18 protein-coding genes and 1 tRNA gene are annotated in these 19,260 nt (G+C 60.1%); 10 read left to right on the plus strand and 9 right to left on the minus strand.

Translation table 11 applies throughout. The features are described 5' to 3' along the window. The first annotated feature begins 66 nt into the window (after positions 1–66). From OH720_RS25555 to OH720_RS25600, 10 genes are all read left to right on the plus strand, one after another. Positions 67–1,077 carry an ornithine carbamoyltransferase gene (locus OH720_RS25555; protein WP_008057963.1) on the plus strand — a complete coding sequence of 337 codons (1,011 nt, stop codon included), beginning with the start codon at positions 67–69 and terminating at the stop codon, positions 1,075–1,077. 152 nt (positions 1,078–1,229) lie between these two features. Continuing rightward, positions 1,230–2,159 (plus strand): carbamate kinase, encoded by a 930-nt coding sequence (arcC, locus tag OH720_RS25560; RefSeq protein ID WP_008057964.1) that lies wholly within the window; start codon positions 1,230–1,232, stop codon positions 2,157–2,159. Positions 2,160–2,171: 12 nt separating this feature from the next. Further along, positions 2,172–2,534, plus strand: a complete 363-nt coding sequence (locus tag OH720_RS25565; RefSeq protein WP_272603353.1) for a DUF5064 family protein — start codon at positions 2,172–2,174, stop codon at positions 2,532–2,534. Between the two features lie 213 nt (positions 2,535–2,747). Beyond that, positions 2,748–4,256 carry a sigma-54-dependent transcriptional regulator gene (locus tag OH720_RS25570; RefSeq protein ID WP_272603354.1) on the plus strand — a complete coding sequence of 503 codons (1,509 nt, stop codon included), beginning with the start codon at positions 2,748–2,750 and terminating at the stop codon, positions 4,254–4,256. A 443-nt stretch (positions 4,257–4,699) separates the two neighbouring features. Further along, positions 4,700–5,083, plus strand: coding sequence for a glycine cleavage system protein GcvH (gene gcvH / locus OH720_RS25575; RefSeq protein WP_272603355.1), 384 nt, complete (start codon positions 4,700–4,702; stop codon positions 5,081–5,083). A gap of 10 nt (positions 5,084–5,093) precedes the next feature. Continuing rightward, positions 5,094–7,943, plus strand: a complete 2,850-nt coding sequence (gene gcvP, locus OH720_RS25580; protein WP_272603356.1) for an aminomethyl-transferring glycine dehydrogenase — start codon at positions 5,094–5,096, stop codon at positions 7,941–7,943. Positions 7,944–8,143: 200 nt separating this feature from the next. After that, complete coding sequence (locus OH720_RS25585; protein ID WP_272603357.1) at positions 8,144–9,520, plus strand: L-serine ammonia-lyase; 1,377 nt, start codon at positions 8,144–8,146, stop codon at positions 9,518–9,520. 36 nt (positions 9,521–9,556) lie between these two features. After that, positions 9,557–10,681, plus strand: a complete 1,125-nt coding sequence (gene gcvT / locus OH720_RS25590; protein WP_272603358.1) for a glycine cleavage system aminomethyltransferase GcvT — start codon at positions 9,557–9,559, stop codon at positions 10,679–10,681. Positions 10,682–11,083: 402 nt separating this feature from the next. Continuing rightward, complete coding sequence (locus OH720_RS25595) at positions 11,084–11,296, plus strand: cold-shock protein (protein WP_007931076.1); 213 nt, start codon at positions 11,084–11,086, stop codon at positions 11,294–11,296. A 94-nt stretch (positions 11,297–11,390) separates the two neighbouring features. After that, positions 11,391–11,879 carry an RDD family protein gene (locus OH720_RS25600; RefSeq protein WP_180205173.1) on the plus strand — a complete coding sequence of 163 codons (489 nt, stop codon included), beginning with the start codon at positions 11,391–11,393 and terminating at the stop codon, positions 11,877–11,879. A gap of 134 nt (positions 11,880–12,013) precedes the next feature. Here OH720_RS25600 and nadA read toward each other — a convergent pair whose 3' ends face one another. The 9 genes from nadA to tolR form a co-directional block, all read right to left on the minus strand. Further along, positions 12,014–13,072: a quinolinate synthase NadA gene (gene nadA / locus OH720_RS25605; RefSeq protein WP_008054654.1), complete on the minus strand. Its 1,059-nt coding sequence runs from the start codon at positions 13,070–13,072 to the stop codon at positions 12,014–12,016. Positions 13,073–13,343: 271 nt separating this feature from the next. Then, positions 13,344–13,419 (minus strand) — tRNA-Lys (locus OH720_RS25610). 63 nt (positions 13,420–13,482) lie between these two features. Continuing rightward, positions 13,483–14,175, minus strand: a complete 693-nt coding sequence (queC, locus tag OH720_RS25615; protein WP_272603359.1) for a 7-cyano-7-deazaguanine synthase QueC — start codon at positions 14,173–14,175, stop codon at positions 13,483–13,485. A gap of 1 nt (position 14,176) precedes the next feature. Then, complete coding sequence (gene queE / locus OH720_RS25620) at positions 14,177–14,824, minus strand: 7-carboxy-7-deazaguanine synthase QueE (RefSeq protein WP_007995628.1); 648 nt, start codon at positions 14,822–14,824, stop codon at positions 14,177–14,179. A 167-nt stretch (positions 14,825–14,991) separates the two neighbouring features. After that, positions 14,992–15,837 carry a tol-pal system protein YbgF gene (gene ybgF / locus OH720_RS25625; protein WP_180205175.1) on the minus strand — a complete coding sequence of 282 codons (846 nt, stop codon included), beginning with the start codon at positions 15,835–15,837 and terminating at the stop codon, positions 14,992–14,994. A gap of 6 nt (positions 15,838–15,843) precedes the next feature. Next, positions 15,844–16,341, minus strand: a complete 498-nt coding sequence (gene pal, locus OH720_RS25630; protein WP_003178634.1) for a peptidoglycan-associated lipoprotein Pal — start codon at positions 16,339–16,341, stop codon at positions 15,844–15,846. Between the two features lie 52 nt (positions 16,342–16,393). Then, positions 16,394–17,674 (minus strand): Tol-Pal system beta propeller repeat protein TolB, encoded by a 1,281-nt coding sequence (tolB, locus tag OH720_RS25635; RefSeq protein ID WP_177325088.1) that lies wholly within the window; start codon positions 17,672–17,674, stop codon positions 16,394–16,396. 17 nt (positions 17,675–17,691) lie between these two features. Then, positions 17,692–18,789: a cell envelope integrity protein TolA gene (gene tolA / locus OH720_RS25640; RefSeq protein WP_272603360.1), complete on the minus strand. Its 1,098-nt coding sequence runs from the start codon at positions 18,787–18,789 to the stop codon at positions 17,692–17,694. Further along, the gene (gene tolR / locus OH720_RS25645) at positions 18,789–19,241 is read right to left on the minus strand and encodes a protein TolR (RefSeq protein WP_162276380.1); all 453 of its coding nucleotides are present in this window, start codon (positions 19,239–19,241) and stop codon (positions 18,789–18,791) included. Before tolR ends, tolA begins: the two co-directional genes overlap by 1 nt. Between the last annotated feature and the right edge of the window lie 19 nt (positions 19,242–19,260).

A 19,260-nucleotide genomic window follows, 5' to 3' on the forward strand; every position in this document is an offset into this window, starting at 1 on the left:
TACAGCCTTGGCCCGCGCCGACCGAGCGCGGGCCAACGGGATAACCGACACCTTAGGAGATCCAAAATGGCGTTCAATATCCATAACCGCAATCTGCTGAGCCTGGAACACCACACCCCTCGCGAATTGCGCTACCTGCTCGACCTGTCCCGCGACCTGAAACGGGCCAAATATACCGGCACCGAACAGCAACACCTCAAGGGCAACAACATCGCGCTGATCTTCGAAAAAACCTCGACCCGCACCCGCTGTGCGTTCGAAGTCGCCGCCTATGACCAGGGTGCCAACGTCACTTACATCGACCCGAACTCCTCGCAGATCGGCCACAAGGAAAGCATGAAGGACACCGCCCGCGTGCTCGGGCGCATGTACGACGCCATCGAGTACCGTGGCTTCAAACAGGAAATCGTCGAGGAGCTGGCCAAGTTTGCCGGCGTGCCGGTGTTCAACGGCCTGACCGATGAATATCACCCGACGCAAATGATCGCCGACGTGCTGACCATGCGTGAACACGCCGACAAACCGATCCACGAGATCAGCTACGCGTACCTTGGGGATGCGCGTAACAACATGGGCAACTCCTTGCTACTGATCGGCGCCAAGCTGGGCATGGATGTGCGCATCTGCGCGCCGAAAGCGCTGTGGCCGGCGGATGACCTGGTGGCCCGCTGCAAAAAATACGGTGAAGAAAGCGGTGCACGCATCACCCTCACCGAAGACCCGAAAGCGGCGGTCAAGGGCGTGGACTTCATCCACACCGACGTCTGGGTTTCCATGGGCGAGCCGGTAGAAGCCTGGGCCGAACGTATCCAGCAACTGCTGCCGTACCAGGTGAATGCCGAACTGATGAAAGCCAGCGGCAACCCACGCACCAAGTTCATGCACTGCCTGCCGGCCTTCCACAACAGCGACACCAAGGTCGGCAAACAGATTGCCGAACAGTACCCGCACCTGAAGAACGGCATCGAAGTGACCGATGACGTGTTCGAGTCGCCGGCCTGCATCGCCTTCGAGCAAGCGGAGAATCGCATGCACACGATCAAGGCGATTCTGGTGTCGACGCTGGCTGATCTCTAAGACCCGCACCGGTCGATGTAGGAGTGAGCCTGCTCGCGATAGCGCCATTTCAGTCGACATTTTTGTCGTCTGTTGCACTGCAATCGCGAGCAGGCTCACTCCTACAAAAGACCGGGTTGCTTGTGACTACTCTGTTTAGAAGGACATGCACCATGCGTATCGTCGTTGCTCTGGGCGGTAACGCCCTGCTCCGCCGGGGTGAACCCATGACCGCGGACAACCAGCGCGCCAATATCCGGATCGCCACCGAGCAGATCGCCAAGATCCATCCCGGCAACCAACTGGTCATCGCCCACGGCAATGGCCCGCAAGTCGGCCTGCTATCGCTGCAAGCGGCGGCGTACACCTCGGTGTCGCCGTACCCGCTGGACGTCCTCGGCGCCGAAACCGAAGGCATGATCGGCTACATCATCGAACAGGAACTGGGCAACCTGCTGGACTTCGAGGTGCCTTTCGCCACCTTGCTGACCCAGGTCGAAGTCGATGCCAACGACCCGGCCTTCAAGAACCCCACCAAACCCATCGGCCCGGTGTACACCAAGGCCGAGGCGGAAAAACTCGCGGCCGAAAAAGGCTGGGCCATTGCCCCCGATGGCGACAAATACCGCCGCGTGGTCGCCAGCCCCAAACCCAAGCGCATCTTCGAAATCCGCCCGATCAAATGGCTGCTGGAAAAAAGCAGCATCGTGATCTGCGCCGGTGGTGGCGGCATCCCGACCATGTACACCTCGCCCGGCAAACTGGAAGGCGTCGAAGCGGTCATCGACAAAGACCTGTGCTCGGCGCTGCTGGCCGAACAGCTGGAAGCGGACCTGCTGGTGATCGCCACCGACGTCAATGCCGCCTTTATCGACTTCGGCAAACCGACCCAGAAAAGCATTGCCCAGGCGCACCCCGACGAAATGGAAAAACTCGGCTTCGCCGCCGGCTCCATGGGACCGAAGGTGCAGGCAGCCTGCGAATTCGCGCGCCATACTGGAAAGGTCGCGGTGATCGGCTCTCTGGCGGACATCGAGGCGATCGTCCAGGGCAAGGCTGGCACGCGCATCAGCACGGCGACACCTGGCATTACTTACTTGTAAGGAGAGAAGTCCATGGCACAGTTTGAGCCAGGTCACTTGCACATCGAGCGTCATGCGCTGACACCGGATGATGTCAGCTACAACGTGAAGCTCGACTATGCAGTCAGCAAGAATGACAAAGGTGAAAAAGGCATCCAGTTCACCATGCATGGCAGCATTCAGGGCAAGGACATGTCAGAGACCTTCTTCCTGCCCAAGGAGGAGGCCTACAACTTCGCCAGGGATGTGACGAGAATTGCCGAGAAGTACGGAATTCCGAAAACACACAGCCAGATCGGCTCGATCCACAAGCATTACGATTTGATGTTCGAAGACATCCGGGAGCAGCTGAATATGAAGTCCGGCGACCCGGTGAACCCCGAACACTTCGAGTAACCCCCTCACCAACTGTAGGAGCGAGCCTGCTCGCGATGAACCCGAGAACGCCGTGGGGAGCCAGACTTCCCGCGTTATCGTTAACGACCATCGCGAGCAGGCTCGCTCCTACAGGGGGTTGTCGTTGTCCACAAATCCCGCACCAGATTTCACCATTAGCCCGCCCCAAGGCATACTTGCCACCCTCCGCACGCCAGAACCCAAAACCGCACCATGCGTATCCACGTCAGCTTCATCGATCGCGTCGGCATCACCCAGGAAGTCCTGGCCTTGCTCGGTGGACGTAACCTCAACCTGGATGCGGTGGAAATGGTCCCGCCCAACGTCTACATCGACGCGCCGACCCTGAGCCCGCAAGTGCTCGAAGAGTTGCGCGATGCGTTGCTGAGCGTGCGCGGCGTGCAGGCGATGACCGTGGTCGACATCCTGCCCGGCCAGCGTCGACACTTGCAGCTCGATGCGCTGCTCGCGGCGATGACGGACCCGGTGCTGGCGCTGGACAGCGACGGCAAGGTGCTGCTGGCCAACCCTGCGTTGATTGCCTTGTACGGTCGCGAGCCGGCCGACGAAAGTGTCGCCGACCTGTTTGCCGACCCGGCGCTGCTCGATGCGTTGCTCGAACACGGCTTTCGCCTGCCGCTGCGGGAAATCACCGTCAACGGCCAGACGCTGCTGCTCGACGCCACGCCGATCACCGACGCCGGCGCCCTGCTCACCCTCTATCAACCCAACCGCATCGGTGAGCGCCTGTCCGCACTGCACCATGATCACGCCGAAGGCTTCGATGCATTGCTGGGCGAATCGCCGGTCATTCGCACGCTCAAGGTTCGCGCGCAACGGGTGGCGGCCCTTGATGCACCGCTGTTGATCCAGGGCGAAACCGGCACCGGCAAGGAACTGGTGGCGCGGGCTTGCCACGCCATCAGTGCCCGCCACAACTCACCGTTCCTGGCACTGAATTGCGCGGCATTGCCAGAGAACCTCGCCGAAAGCGAACTGTTCGGCTACGCCCCCGGCGCCTTCACCGGTGCGCAACGGGGCGGCAAGCCGGGGCTGATGGAACTGGCCAACCAGGGCACGGTGTTTCTCGACGAAATCGGCGAGATGTCACCGTATCTGCAAGCCAAGTTGCTGCGCTTCCTCAACGATGGCAGCTTCCGTCGGGTGGGCGGCGATCGTGAGGTCAAGGTCAATGTGCGGATCCTCAGCGCGACCCACCGCGACCTGGAAAAAATGGTCAGCGAAGGCCTGTTCCGCGAAGACCTGTTCTACCGCCTCAACGTCCTCAATGTCGAAGTCCCGCCGCTGCGTGAACGCGGCCAGGACATCCTGCTCCTGGCCCGATACTTCATGCAGCAGGCCTGCGCACAGATCCAGCGCCCGGTCTGTCGCCTGGCGCCGGGCACTTACCCAGCCCTGCTCGGCAACCGCTGGCCGGGCAACGTGCGGCAACTGCAAAACGTGATCTTCCGTGCCGCGGCCATTTGTGAAAGCAGTCTGGTAGACATTGGCGACCTCGACATCGCGGGTACCTCGGTGGCGCGCCAGAGCGATCAGGATATCGACAGCCTGGAGCAGGCCATGGACGAATACGAGAAAACCTTGCTGGAAAAGCTCTACGTCAGCTACCCCTCGACCCGCCAACTGGCCAGCCGCCTGCAAACCTCCCACACCGCCATCGCCCATCGGTTGCGCAAGTACGGCATTCCGAGCAAGGGTTGAGCCCTCCTCTCTCGAATCCACCACAGATCCCTGTGGGAGCGGGCTTGCCCGCGATGGCGTCGGCAGATGCACCATTGATGGCGACTGACCCACCGCTATCGCGGGCAAGCCCGCTCCCACAGGTTTTCCGTCACCCGGAAACCGTGCCAAAAGCGACCTCCACCTGTACTGAAAGCGCTACAGCGGAACGATATCGCTACACCCCTCTCCAACCAGCCCTGCGCAAGGCTTTGATCCACTTCAGCTTTTTTCTCCTGCTGCGACTGTAGCGATTTCGCTACAGCCTGCATAAACAGCTTTGCCTAAAAACAACTTAACTCATTGATTTATAACAATAATTAAACATTGGCCGCCTTTTTGCTTAGTAACCCCTCATAAACCAGGGCATTGCCCAAGCATTCAATCGCGTCCACCAGACGAGTCTGGCCCCCTTAGGAGTTTCCATGAGCGAGTTGCGTTTTACTGAAGATCACGAATGGCTGCGCACCGAAGCTGACGGCAGCGTCACAGTCGGCATCACCGCTTTCGCGCAGAACGCACTGGGCGACGTGGTTTTCGTACAACTGCCAGAGCTGCAGTCCTACGACAAAGGCGCTGAAGCCGCCACCGTGGAATCGGTAAAAGCCGCCAGCGGCGTGTACATGCCGCTGGACGGAGAAGTGCTGGAAGTGAACCCGGCACTGGACGGTTCTCCTGAACTGGTCAACGAAGATCCGCTGGGCGAAGGCTGGTTCTTCCGTTTCAAACCTGCTGACGCTGCCGCGGTCGGCCAACTGCTGGATCAGGACGCCTACGACCGCCTGATCAAAGCCCAAGCCGAAGCCTGAGGAATCCGCCATGACTATCAATCTCAGCACCGCCAACGAATTCATCGCCCGCCACATCGGCCCCCGCGCCGGTGACGAGCAAGCCATGCTCAACACCCTCGGTTTCGACTCCCTCGAAGCCCTGGGCGCCAGCGTCATTCCCGACAGCATCAAGGGCACCAGCGTGCTCGGCCTCGAAGACGGCCTGAGCGAAGCCGACGCCCTGGCGATGATCAAAGGCATCGCCGGTAAGAACCAGCTGTTCAAGACCTTCATCGGCCAGGGCTACTACGGCACCCACACGCCGTCGCCGATCCTGCGCAACCTCCTGGAAAACCCGGCCTGGTACACCGCCTACACCCCGTACCAGCCGGAAATCTCCCAGGGCCGCCTCGAAGCCCTGCTGAACTTCCAGACCCTGATCAGCGACCTCACCGGCCTGCCGATCGCCAACGCCTCGCTGCTCGACGAAGCCACCGCCGCTGCCGAAGCCATGACCTTCTGCAAGCGCCTGAGCAAGAACAAGGGCAGCCACCAGTTCTTCGCTTCCGTGCATTGCCACCCGCAGACCCTCGACGTGCTGCGCACCCGTGCCGAGCCTTTGGGCATCGAGGTGGTGGTCGGTGACGAGCGTGAACTGAGCGACGTGACGCCGTTCTTCGGTGCCCTGCTGCAATACCCGGCGAGCAACGGTGACGTCTTCGACTACCGCGAACTGACCGAGCGTTTCCACGCTGCCAACGCGTTGGTGGCCGTGGCCGCCGACCTGTTGGCCCTGACCCTGCTGACCGCGCCGGGCGAATTCGGCGCCGACGTCGCCATTGGTTCCGCGCAACGCTTCGGCGTGCCGCTGGGTTTCGGTGGCCCGCACGCCGCCTACTTCTCCACCAAGGATGCGTTCAAGCGCGACATGCCGGGCCGTCTGGTCGGTGTTTCGGTAGACCGTTTCGGCAAGCCGGCCCTGCGCCTGGCGATGCAGACCCGCGAGCAGCACATCCGTCGCGAGAAGGCCACCTCGAACATCTGCACCGCACAGGTACTGCTGGCCAACATCGCCAGCATGTACGCCGTGTACCACGGTCCGAAAGGCCTGACGCAGATCGCCCAGCGCGTGCACCAGCTGACCGCGATCCTGGCCAAAGGCTTGAGCGCACTGGGCCTGAAGGTTGAGCAGGACAGCTTCTTCGACACCCTGTCGATCAAGACCGGCGCTGACACCGCAAAACTGCACGACCAGGCGCATGCTCAGCAAATCAACCTGCGCGTAGTGGACGCCGAGCGTCTGGGCCTGTCCCTCGACGAAACCAGCACCCAGGCCGACGTGGAAACCCTGTGGGCCCTGTTCGCCGCTGGCCAGAGCCTGCCGGACTTCACCGCCCTCTCCGCCTCGGTACAGGGCACCATCCCGGCCGCCCTGGTACGCCAGTCGCCAATCCTCAGCCACCCGGTATTCAACCGCTACCACTCGGAAACCGAGCTGATGCGCTACCTGCGCAAACTGGCGGACAAGGACCTGGCGCTGGACCGCACCATGATCCCGCTGGGCTCGTGCACCATGAAGCTCAACGCCGCCAGCGAAATGATCCCGGTGACCTGGGCCGAATTCGGCGCCCTGCACCCGTTCGCTCCGGCCGAGCAGAGCGCCGGCTACCAGCAACTGACCGATGAACTGGAAGCGATGCTCTGCGCCGCCACCGGTTACGACTCGATCTCGCTGCAGCCGAACGCCGGTTCCCAGGGTGAATACGCCGGTCTGCTGGCGATCCGCGCCTACCACCAGAGCCGTGGCGAAGACCGTCGCGACATCTGCCTGATCCCGTCCTCGGCCCACGGCACCAACCCGGCCACCGCCCAGATGGCCGGCATGCGCGTAGTGGTCACCGCCTGCGACGCCCGCGGCAACGTCGACATCGAAGACCTGCGCGCCAAGGCCATCGAGCACCGCGAGCACCTCGCCGCGCTGATGATCACCTACCCGTCGACCCACGGTGTGTTCGAGGAAGGCATCCGCGAAATCTGCGGCATCATCCACGACCACGGCGGCCAGGTGTACATCGACGGCGCCAACATGAACGCCATGGTCGGCCTCTGCGCCCCGGGCAAGTTCGGCGGCGACGTGTCGCACCTGAACCTGCACAAGACCTTCTGCATTCCCCACGGCGGTGGCGGCCCGGGCGTTGGCCCGATCGGCGTGAAATCGCACCTGGCGCCGTTCCTGCCAGGCCACGCGCACATGGCCCGCAAGGAAGGCGCAGTCTGCGCCGCCCCGTTCGGCAGCGCGAGCATTTTGCCGATCACCTGGATGTACATCCGCATGATGGGCGGCGCCGGCCTGAAACGCGCGTCGCAGCTGGCGATCCTCAACGCCAACTACATTTCCCGCCGCCTCGAAGAGCACTATCCCGTGCTGTACACCGGCAGCAACGGCCTGGTGGCGCATGAATGCATCCTCGACCTGCGCCCGCTGAAAGACAGCAGCGGCATCAGCGTCGACGACGTGGCCAAGCGCCTGATCGACTTCGGCTTCCACGCACCGACCATGTCGTTCCCGGTCGCTGGCACCTTGATGATCGAGCCGACCGAAAGCGAATCCAAGGAAGAACTGGACCGCTTCTGCGACGCCATGATCCGCATCCGCGAAGAAATCCGCGCGGTGGAAAACGGCACCCTGGACAAGGACGACAACCCACTGAAAAACGCCCCGCACACCGCGGCGGAGTTGGTCGGCGAGTGGTCGCACCCGTACAGCCGTGAGCAGGCGGTTTATCCGGTTGCCTCGCTGATCGAAGGCAAGTACTGGCCGCCGGTCGGCCGTGTCGACAACGTCTTCGGCGATCGCAACCTGGTTTGCGCCTGCCCGTCGATCGAAAGCTACGCTTAAACCAATGAGGGGGCGGTTAATCCGCCCCCTCATTCCAGAACACCAGCCCCTTGTAGGAGCGAGCCTGCTCGCGATAACGGACTGACATTCTCCACATATGTCGACTGATAGACCGCTATCGCGAGCAGGCTCGCTCCTACAGAGGACTGCACCCTGCCCCAAATCCGTGAATTCCTATAACAAGAAACCGGAGAACAACCATGTCGTTAAGCGTGTTCGACCTGTTCAAGATTGGCATCGGCCCCTCCAGCTCCCACACCGTCGGCCCGATGCGCGCTGCCGCACGTTTCGCCGAAGGTTTGCGCCGTGAAGGGCTGCTCGCAGCCACCGCTTGCGTCAAAGTCGAGCTGTACGGCTCACTCGGCGCCACCGGTAAAGGCCACGGCAGCGACAAGGCTGTGTTGCTCGGCCTGGAAGGCGAACACCCGGACACCGTGGACACCGAAACCGTAGCCGCCCGCCTGCATGACATTCGCGGCAGTGGCCGTTTGAACCTGCTCGGCGAACACAGCATTGCGTTCAATGAGAAAGAACACCTGGCGATGATTCGCAAGCCCTTGGCCTATCACCCCAACGGCATGATCTTTCGCGCCTTCGACGCCGCTGGCCTGCAAATCCGCAGCCGCGAGTACTATTCGGTTGGCGGTGGTTTTGTCGTCGATGAAGACGCCGCCGGCGCCGACCGCATCGTCGAAGACGCCACCCCCCTGACCTTCCCGTTCAAAAGCGCCAAGGATCTGCTTGCTCACTGCACCACCTACGGCTTGTCCATCAGCCAGGTGATGCTGACCAACGAAAGTGCCTGGCGCCCGGAAGCGGAAACCCGCGCCGGCCTGTTGAAAATCTGGCAGGTGATGCAGGACTGCGTCGCCGCCGGTTGCCGCAACGAAGGCATCCTGCCTGGTGGCTTGAAGGTCAAGCGCCGGGCAGCCGCGCTGCACCGGCAACTGTGCAAGAACCCTGAATCGTCACTGCGCGATCCACTGTCGGTTCTGGACTGGGTCAACCTGTACGCCCTGGCGGTCAACGAAGAAAACGCCAACGGCGGACGCGTGGTGACAGCCCCGACCAACGGCGCTGCCGGGATCATCCCGGCGGTACTGCATTACTACATGCGTTTCATTCCCGGCGCGAACGATGACGGGGTGGTGCGCTTTCTGCTGACCGCCGCGGCCATCGGCATCCTGTACAAGGAAAACGCATCGATCTCGGGTGCCGAAGTCGGCTGCCAGGGCGAAGTCGGCGTGGCCTGTTCAATGGCGGCGGGCGCCCTGTGCGAGGTGCTTGGCGGCACTGTGCAACAAGTGGAAAACGCCGCGGAAATCGGCATGGAACACAACCTCGGGCTGACCTGCGACCCGATTGGCGGCCTGGTGCAAGTGCCTTGCATCGAGCGCAACGCCATGGGTTCGGTCAAGGCCATCAATGCCGTGCGCATGGCCATGCGCGGCGACGGGCAGCACTTCGTGTCCCTCGACAAGGTCATCCGCACCATGCGCCAGACCGGCGCCGACATGAAAAGCAAATACAAGGAAACCGCCCGTGGCGGTTTGGCGGTCAACATTATCGAGTGCTGATGCGCGCTCATCTTCACACTTCTCCAGGAGCTGAATATGTCCACCGAACAACTGTTGAAAACGCCGCTGCACGCCCTGCACATCGAACTGGGCGCGCGCATGGTGCCGTTCGCCGGCTATGACATGCCGGTGCAGTACCCGCTGGGTGTGATGAAAGAACACCAGCACACCCGCGAGCAGGCCGGCCTGTTCGATGTCTCGCACATGGGCCAGATCCGCCTGACCGGCGCCAATGCCGCCAAGGCCCTGGAAACCCTGGTGCCGGTGGACATCGTCGACTTGCCGGTGGGCATGCAGCGCTACGCCATGTTCACCAACGAGACCGGCGGCATCCTTGACGACCTGATGGTCGCCAACCTGGGCAACGACGAACTGTTCCTGGTGGTCAACGCCGCCTGCAAGGACCAGGACCTGGCCCACCTGCGCAAATACATTGGCGAGCAGTGCAGCATCGAGCCCCTGTTCGAAGAACGCGCCCTGCTCGCCCTGCAAGGTCCGGCCGCGGTGACCGTGCTGGCACGTCTGGCGCCAGAAGTGGCCAAGATGACCTTCATGCAGTTCGCCCCCGTGAAACTGCTGGGCGTGGACTGCTTTGTCAGCCGCTCGGGTTACACCGGTGAAGACGGTTTCGAAATCTCGGTACCGGCCACCAGCGCCGAAGCCCTGGCCCGCGCCCTGCTGGCCGAGCCTGAAGTGGCGGCCATTGGCCTCGGTGCACGCGACTCCCTGCGCCTGGAAGCCGGCCTGTGCCTGTACGGCCATGACATGAACACCGACACCACCCCGATCGAAGCCAGCCTGTTGTGGGCCATCTCCAAGCCACGTCGTGCCGACGGTGCGCGCGCCGGCGGCTTCCCTGGCGCAGAAAGCGTGTTCGCCCAGCAACAAGCCGGTGTTACCCGCAAGCGCGTCGGCCTGCTACCGCAGGAACGCACCCCGGTTCGCGAAGGCGCGGAAATCGTCAACGAAGCCGGCGAAATCATCGGCAGCGTTTGCAGCGGCGGGTTCGGACCGACCCTGGGTGGCCCATTGGCCATGGGTTACCTGGACAGCGCCTACATCGCCATCGATACGCCAGTATGGGCAATTGTTCGTGGGAAAAAGGTGCCTTTGCTTGTAAGCAAAATGCCATTTGTTCCACAACGCTACTATCGCGGCTGATTGACTGTTCCTATAAGTAACGCGGTTGCGTTTACACTGCACTAATGTGTAACGCAACCGCCATAAAATAGTGCATCGTTTGGCTCTAAGCTTCGATTATGAACTTTGCTTATAACGATCGAAAACATTTGAACACCGCCAGCGCATAAGCCCGTGCTAGTTGTCGGGGTGCCAGCAACCTGAGCAAATCCGGGCCTTTCACAGGGCTTGTTTTTTCTCCCATAGTTGGCGTAGAGTTTGTTCACTGTGTTTGCATGGGTCGCTTGGAATCGTGACCTGGGCAGTAGCCTACAAGTTAGCTACATCCCGTTCGACGTCTTCTTACTCTCCTGCAACCAGCCCCAGTACTCTTTCATGAGAAAGAGACTGTCATTAATTTTTTTGCGTCAAAGGAAATAAGAAATGTCCCAACGTCAGAGCGGTACCGTCAAGTGGTTTAACGACGAGAAAGGTTTTGGTTTTATCACACCTGAAAGCGGTCCGGATCTGTTCGTGCATTTCCGCGCCATCCAGGGCAACGGTTTCAAGAGCCTGAAAGAAGGCCAGAAAGTGACCTTCATCGCTGTGCAGGGCCAGAAAGGCATGCAGGCTGACGAAGTACAAGCAGAAGGTTAATCTTCTGTAACGAAAAAGCCCCTGATGCTGACATCAGGGGCTTTTTTGTGCGCGTAAATCCGTAAAATGGCTTCTTTTGCGCCCAGAGGCTGCCATGTCGAAACACCTGCTCAAACCCCAGGGCGACTTCCCTGCCGTCGGCCTGGGTCGTCGCCTGGCAGCGATGTTCTATGACTTCCTGCTGTGCACCGCCCTGCTGATCGTCACCAGCGGCGTCTACAAGATGATCCAGATGGCGATCATCGGCGAAGAGAAGATGCGCACCCTCACCGAAGCAGGCGCGCTGGACGGCGATCCACTGCTTTCAACGGTGCTGCTGTTCGTGCTGTTCGGCTTCTTCGCCAAGTTCTGGACCTACTCGGGCCAGACCTTGGGCATGCAGGTGTGGTGTGTACGCGTGCAGAACGCCGATGGCTCGTCCATCAGCCTGTGGCAGGCGCTGTTGCGCTTTGTGGTGTCGATCGCGTCCTTGCTGTGCGTGGGCCTGGGGTTCTTCTGGTCGCTGTTCGACAAGCAGAAGCGCAGCTGGCATGACATCTACTCCAATACCCAGCTGGTACGAATCCCCAAGAAGACCAAATAAATTCGCATCGCACAAATCATTGTAGGAGTGAGCCTGCTCGCGATAGCGGCGTATCAGTCAACATGCATGTGACTGACAGACCGCTATCGCGAGCAGGCTCACTCCTACAGTTTTTTGCGACTAGCTGATAGATCTCAGGCGTTACCGGCCAATTTCATCCGCGCCGCCTGGGTGAAATCCAGCATGCGCTTGAGCGGCCGAATCGCCTGCGGAATCAACGCCGGATCAACAAAGATCTCGTTCGTACCCTCCTTCAAGCTCTTGAGCGTGCGCTCAAGGGTGTTCATCGCCATCCAGGGGCAATGCGCGCAGCTGCGGCATGCCGCGCCGTTACCGGCCGTAGGCGCTTCGATAAAGACCTTGTCCGGGCACAGCTGCTGCATCTTGTAGAAGATACCGCGGTCGGTAGCGACGATCAGGGTCTTGTTCGGCAGGCTCTGTGCCGCCGCGATCAACTGGCTGGTGGAGCCGACGGCATCCGCCAGCTCGATCACCGAGGTCGGCGACTCCGGGTGCACCAGGATCGCTGCATCCGGATACAGCGCCTTCATGTCTTCGAGCTGCTTGGACTTGAACTCTTCGTGAACGATGCAGGCACCGTCCCACAGCAGCATGTCGGCACCGGTTTGACGCTGAATGTAGGTGCCCAGGTGCTTGTCCGGCCCCCAGATGATGGTTTCACCGTTATCCATCAGGCTTTCGACGATTTCCAGCGCGCAGCTCGATGTCACCACCCAGTCTGCGCGGGCTTTGACCGCCGCCGAGGTATTGGCGTAAACCACCACCGTACGCTCCGGATGCTGGTCGCAGAACGCGGAAAACTCATCGACAGGGCACCCTAGGTCCAGCGAGCACGTCGCCTCCAGGGTCGGCATCAGGATGCGTTTTTCAGGGTTGAGGATCTTGGCCGTCTCGCCCATGAATTTCACACCGGCAACCACTACCGTCTTGGCTGGGTGAGCGTTGCCGAAGCGGGCCATCTCCAGCGAGTCGGAGACACAGCCTCCGGTCTCTTCGGCCAGGGCCTGAATCACCGGATCGCAATAGAAGTGCGCCACCAGCACCGCGTCCTGAGCCTTGAGCTCGGCAGCGATGGCGGCACGATAATAAGCTTCCTCGTCGGCGGTCAGCGGCTTGGGCTGCTTGGCGTCGAGGTGGGCTTGAACCAGAAGGCGTTCGGAAATCTGCGTCATGTTCGCAAGACCTGCAGGCGCATTCGCGCGAAAGTCGAGTATACACCCGGCTCCGGACCCATCAGGGTACCGCCGGGAAAGTGAGTATTGATCAGGCACGGACAGCGTTGAAGCTGCGCAAGGCTACAGAATATCGGGAGGATGCAAAAGATGATTCTGACCTGCGCCCTGCAGTGCAGCCCATCAATGGGGCGGTGTTAAATCGAAGGCAAAAAAAAACCCGGAAATCCTCACTTGCGTGGGCCTTCCGGATTTTCTAAACCGCCAAAAATGGTGGGTCGTGTGGGATTCGAACCTACGACCAATTGGTTAAAAGCCAACTGCTCTACCAACTGAGCTAACGACCCGCTGTGTGGTGGCGCGTATAATACTGATTTTTAAGGACTATTCAACACCTATTTTAAAATAATTCAAAAATAAGGTGTTGGGTCGCTGATTCCGGCCGCCGCAAAGCCTTCTGCACGCAGACGGCAGCTGTCGCATTTGCCGCAGGCACGGCCGTCATCGTCGGCCTGATAGCAGGAAACGGTCAGGCCGTAGTTCACACCAAGCTTTACACCTGCCTGGACAATTTGTGCCTTGCTGAGGTTCTGCAGCGGTGCCTGAATGCGGAAGCCATTGCCTTCCACGCCGGCCTTGGTCGCCAGATTGGCCATGCGCTCGAAAGACTCGATGAACTCGGGACGGCAATCCGGGTAACCGGAGTAATCCACCGCGTTGACGCCGATGAAGATGTCCCGCGCACCGAGCACTTCTGCCCAGCCCAGCGCCAGGGACAGGAACACCGTGTTACGCGCCGGCACGTAAGTCACCGGAATGCCTTCGCCCAACTCTTCCGGAATATCGATGCTGCTGTCGGTCAGCGCCGAGCCACCCATACCGTTCAGGTTAAGGCCAATGACCTTGTGCTCGACCACACCCAGGTCGCGGGCGACGCGTTCGGCGGCGTACAGCTCAGAGTGAGAGCGCTGGCCGTAGTCGAAGCTCATGGTGTAGCAGCTGTAGCCTTCGGCACGCGCCATGGCCACGACGGTGGCCGAATCGAGGCCGCCGGACAACAGGATGACCGCACGTTTTTCAGCAGTGTTCAGTGGTTCAGTCATTTCAGCGCCCCGGCTCGTCGTTCCAAAGATATTTATGCAGCTGCAATTGCAAACGCACTGGCAGGTTGTCCGCCACCACCCAGTCCGCCAGGTCTCGAGCATTGAGATCGTGATGGCTTGGCGAGAACAGGACTTCACCGGCGCGCTGGTCCAGACCGTACTGGATCAGCTTGGACACGGACCAGTCGTAGTCTTCCCGCGAGCAGATGACAAACTTCACCTGATCGTTGGGCGTCAGCAGCTCGATGTTTTCGTAGCGGTTGCGGTGCGCTTCCTTCGAACCCGGGGTTTTCAGGTCGACAACGCGACTGACCCGGGAATCTACCGCCGAGATATCGATAGAGCCACTGGTTTCCAGTGACACTTCGTAACCGGCATCGCACAAGCGCTTGAGCAATGGAATGGCATTGGGCTGGGCCAGGGGTTCGCCACCCGTGACGCAGACGTAACGCGGCCGAAAGCCGGCTACCTGCTCGAGAATATCGTCGAGGGTGCGAATCGTCCCACCGGTGAATGCGTAGGCGCTGTCGCAGTATTGGCAACGCAGAGGGCAACCGGTCAGGCGCACAAAAACAGTGGGCAGGCCAGCAGTCCGCGTTTCACCCTGCAACGAGTAAAAAACTTCGGTAATTCTCAATGTGTCTTGCATAGTCGCCACGGGCGTAACAGCTAAACAGGCTGTCCGCCTCCGTCAGGCACTTCAAGGAACCCCGGCAATGCGCAGGCCCCAAAAAGCGTGTTTCATAAAATGGGCGTGAATTCTAACGAAAAAACCCGCGGCAAGCGCGGGTTTCTTCAAAGCGGGTCAAGCAGCCCTTACATTTTCTGCAGGTCACGCTGGGCCAGCTGAGCGGCGGAAGTGCCCGGATACTGGGCCACCACCTGTTGCAGAATGCCTTTTACCTTGTCGGGATGACCCAGGCGGCGCTCTACATCAGCGAGCTTGTACAGCGAGTCAGGCACTTTGGCGTGCTTGGGGTACAGCTGCGAAACCTTGGCAAATGCCTGACCTGCACCTTGCAGATCGCCTTTGGCCAGGTTCACTTCGCCCAACCAGTACTGGGCATTGCCCGCGTACTGGCTGTTCGGGTATTTGCGCAGGAAAGCGGCAAAAGCCTGGCTGGCCTTGTCGAAATCCTTGGCCTTGATCAGGTCGAAGGCAGCATCGTAATAGAGCTTTTCCTTCGCCGGATCCGCCGGCTCGCTACCCGCGGCGGGTGCTTGAGCGGCTGCCGCTCCTGCACCTGCAGCTGCGCCAGCTGCTGCACCGGGGGCATTCAAATCGCCACCGGTGGAAGAATTTTCAGGCGTCGCGGCAGGTGCAACACCGCTACCTATGCGCCGATCAAGATCCTGGTATCGCTCCAGGCTTTCCTGCTTCATGCGCGCTACATCATTTTGCAGAACCTCGATCGCACCTTGCTGGCGCTCGATCTGTTGCTGCATGGATTGCAGTTGGTTGAACAGCTCGCCCTGTGCCGAGACAGGGGCCGAAACCCCTCCCCCGGCATAGGCGCCGTTCGTACCGTAACCTGCAGGCGGATAACTGGTCCCGCTATTGTTATAGCCGGAGTCATTTTCGACCACAGGAACCGCAGCCCACGCCGCAAGCGGCGCAAGGCTGAGAGCCAGAACAGTTACAGCACGACGGCACGTTCGCATGACGAATTACTTACGCAGTTCGACGCGACGGTTTTGAGCCCAGGACTGCTCGTCGTTGCCGGTAGCAACTGGACGCTCTTCGCCGTAGGAAACCAGTTCCAGCTGAGCTGGGGAAACACCTTGCAGTACCAGGTAGCGCTGAACGGCTTTCGCACGACGCTCGCCCAGTGCCATGTTGTACTCACGAGTACCACGTTCGTCGGTGTTGCCTTCCAGAACAACGCGAGCGCCGTTTGCTTTCAGGTCTTTGGCGTGAACGTCCAGAGCGCGCATGGCTTCTGGCTTCAGGTCCGAACTGTCGTATTCGAAGTAGAAAGTGGTGATAGCGCGCAGTGCAGCTTCTTCGCTCAGGGAGCCGTCAACTGCACCAGTGTTTGCGCCGTAACCAGCGTTTGGATCTACCGCGCCTTCACCGGCATTGTCGCCGCCTTTGGACGAGCAACCTACAGCTACAGCCATGGCCAGTGCCAGCGCAGCAAATTTACCAAACTTCAGCATTTCCATCGTGAAACTCCTAATGAACCCCAGTGTGTTAAGTACAACGTATAGCGCCGCGTCAGTTCAGGTAAGGGGACCAGGAAGGTTCTCTGACTTCGCCTTGAGCGGTAGGAAGCGGGAGCCTTACGCGTCCATTGATAGACACGAGCATCAAGACTCCCCGGCCCTGCTGGCGGGTGGCGTAGATTACCATGGTGCCGTTGGGCGCGACAGTAGGCGACTCGTCCAGAGTGCTATCAGTGAGGATTTTTACGCTACCGCGCTGCAAATCCTGGGCCGCCACCTTGAAATTGGTGAAACCTTCCTGACGATGGATCATCACCAGGGTCTTTTCATCGGCCGACAGTTTAGGGTTGGCGTTGTAGTTACCCACGAAAGTCACGCGCTCGGCACCACCGCCACCAGCGCTGGTCTTGTAGATCTGCGGCTTGCCGCCACGGTCGGAGGTGAAGTAGATGGTCGAACCATCCTTGCCCCAGAACGGTTCGGTGTTGATGCCCTGACCGTTGGTGACGCGACTGATCGAGCGCGAACCCAGGTTCATCACGTAGATGTCCGGGTTACCGTCTTTCGACAGTACGAATGCCAGGCGATTGCCATCCGGCGACCAGGCTGGCGCGCCGTTCAGGCCTTCGAAGTTGGTGATCTGCTCACGGCGACCGGTGTCGATGTTCTGCATGAAGATGCGCGGACGCTTCTGCTCGAACGAGACGTAGGCGATACGCTTGCCATCGGGAGCGAAACGCGGCGACAGGATCGGCTCGCGCGATTGCAGCAGGGTCACGGCACGGGCACCGTCATAGTCCGAACGTTGCAGCGTGTAACGCGTGTTCTTTTCGGAGAAGCGCTCGGCCGTCACGTACAGCAGGCGAGTCGAGAACGCACCCTTGATGCCGGTGAGTTTTTCGAACGACTGGTCGGCGATGTAGTGCGACATGTCGCGCAACTGATCGACACTGCCCGACACGCTGCCGGTGAGCACTTGTTGCTCGGTGGCGACGTTGAACAGGGCGTACTGAACCTGCAGGCGACCGCCCGCTGGCGCAATGCTGCCGACCATGACGTACTGGGCGCCCAGCGCCTTGAAGTCACGGAAGATGATTTCGCTCGCCTGGCTCGGCTGGCTGATCATGTTCTGTTTTGGAATCGGCGAGTAGTAACCCGAGTTGCGCAGGTCGTTACCGATGATTTCCGCCATGTCGTCCGGCAGCACGCTGCCGCCCTGGTTGCCGAACGGCACGACGGCGATCGGGGTAGCCCGATCGGTGCCGCTGGTGACTAGGATGTTTTTCTCATCTGCCATCGCGATCCCTGCCATGCAGCAGATCACGACGAGCATTCCTCGAAGGAGGTTTCTCACGGGGCTAGATCCTCAGGTGTGAATGTCATCTTGAATGAACGATACGGAGCAAAATCGCTCGGCTTCATTCCCTGCATTTCTGTCAAACGTCCAATATTCTTCACTGCCGCTACGGCTGAAGCGTCAAACGGACCGTCGCCACTGGACTTGAGCACCTTGACCGAGGTCACCGTACCGTCCGGCAACATGCCGATTTGCAGCTGAACCGTCATGCCTTTGCGGGCCGAAGGTGGACGAGCCCAGCCTTCCGCTGCACGCAATCGAATCAGGTCATCGAAGCTGCCGGCGACTTCGTCGCCCTGCTCATCGGCCAAGGCCTGCTGACGCTGCGGCGTGTCGGAAAGCAAATCTGCCAAGGCCTGAGCCTTCTTGTCTTCGGCGGATTTACGCGCCGCATCCTGCGCTTTCTTCTTCGCAGCATCGGCAGCAGCTTTCTTCTTCGCTTCTTCGGCGACTTTCTTCTTCGCCTCTTCAGCTTCAGCTTTCTTCTTGGCGTCTTCGGCGGCTTTCTTCTTCGCGTCTTCGACGATCTTTTTCTTCGCTTCTTCAGCGGCCGCTTTCTTGGCCTCTTCTTCAGCAGCCTTCTTGGCTTCCTCTTCCGCTTTCTTCTTGGCTATATCAGCCAATTGTTTCTCTTCTGCCTTCTTGGCTTCGGCGGTCTTCTTCGCTTCATCGGCTTTCTTGGCTTCGTCGGCCTTCTTGGCCTCGTCAGCCTTTTTCGCCTCTTCCGCTTTCTTCGACTCGTCGGCCTTCTTGGCTTCCTCGGCCTTTTGAGCCGCTTCTTCTTTCTTTTGTTCCGCAGCTTTCACCGCTTCCTGTTCGACCTTCTTCTGTTCCAGCTGCTCGACTTCGGTCTGGCGCGCGGCGGATTTCTTCGCCTCACCCGCAATCTTCTGATTGGTCTGGGTGGTTGCCTGACTTTTCGATTTCAGCTGGTACAGGGTCGCCTGGACAATCGGCTTGGCCGGCGGCAACTCCGGAGTGAAGGCAAAACTGACAAACAGCATGCCGAACACCAGCACGTGCAAGCCAATCGCCCAGACACTAGGCCAGAAGTAGCTTTCCGAGGCGGACGGCTCTCGCTGTTGCTGCATCAGGGCGCCTCGGTAATCAAGCCAACATTACCGACGCCGGCTTTCTGCAACCCGCCCATCGCGCCCATGACAGACCCGTAGTCGACGCTCTTGTCGCCACGAATGAAGACCTGGGTACGCTTGCCGCCTTCGTTGCCGACGCGAATGATCTTGGTCACCGCGTCAGTCATCTGCGGCAGGGTCATGGCGCGGTCTTGTTGCTTCTCTGTGTCGACTTCGCTGCCAAGGTTCCAGTAGTAGGTCTTGTCAGCCTTGATCGAAATGGTCAGGACCTGGGTGTTGTTGTCCTGCGGCAAGGCTTCGCTGGAAACCTTGGGCAGATCAACTTTCACGCCCTGATTGAGCATTGGCGCGGTCACCATGAAGATGACCAGCAGCACCAACATCACGTCGATGTAGGGCACCACGTTCATCTCGGCGACCGGCTTGCGCTTTTTGCGAGCTCGAGCGATTAAAGCCATTGGAAATTAC

The sequence above is a fragment of the Pseudomonas sp. WJP1 genome (assembly GCF_028471945.1).
Taxonomy (GTDB): domain Bacteria; phylum Pseudomonadota; class Gammaproteobacteria; order Pseudomonadales; family Pseudomonadaceae; genus Aquipseudomonas.